We start from the raw sequence: 818 nt of genomic DNA on the forward strand, positions 1-818 counted from the left end.
TATTAAATAATATACCAAAAAAAATATAATTCCAAAATACGCTAACATTGAAACTATACTGTTTGATGTTATATGATATTCTGTTTTATTTTCTAAATAATATAAAATGTATTTATTTTTTTTTGATAATTCTTTTGCTTCTTTAAATCTACTATTAATTGACTGTTGATTAGTTATTTCTTTATCACCTATTAACAAATTTTTTTTAAAAATTTCAAAATCAATTAAAAAATGCATTTTTCTAGCTCCAGATGATCGAGTACCATCTTCTCCTTGATAAATACTTCTTTCGTTCGATATATTTTTTAATTTATTATAAATAGTTTTTTTAAATAATGATGTATTCAAAAAAAATACAAGACATACCAAAAAAATAACAAAATTTTTAATACTATATTTTAACTTTATTAATGTATAAAATATTATAATAACGAGCATAACTAATCCTGATGTTGATCTTGTTGTTAATATTGATAATATAAAGATGTATTTTATAAAATCTTTTTTGGGATTTAGTGTTGGATTTTTTAAACTTCTAAAAAATAAAAAAAACGATAATATTATTCCATATACTGAAGGCTCCCAAAATATAGAAGCATTTTGATTATGTCTTCCCAAGGTATAACCGTGAATATAAATATGTCTATATATATTCGGACCAATTAAATAACTATTTCGAAAACTTAAAAAAATATTTGCTAAAAAATATGAAATTAAAGATAAGGCAGATATCATTATAAAAACTTTTTCCATTATTTCATAAAATTTTTTATAATCAAATATACAATAAATCAAAAAAATATAGAATAAATTTAAGA

General features: G+C 19.3%; 1 protein-coding gene. It reads right to left on the reverse strand.

Features of this window, described 5'->3' with window-relative positions; translation table 11 throughout:
• On the reverse strand, nucleotides 1-753 hold a 753-nt coding region (locus tag HMPREF0202_RS07635; protein ID WP_211231169.1), incomplete at its 3' end, for an O-antigen ligase family protein.
• Nucleotides 754-818 lie beyond the last annotated feature (65 nt).

The organism is Cetobacterium somerae ATCC BAA-474 (assembly GCF_000479045.1).
Lineage (GTDB): Bacteria > Fusobacteriota > Fusobacteriia > Fusobacteriales > Fusobacteriaceae > Cetobacterium_A > Cetobacterium_A somerae.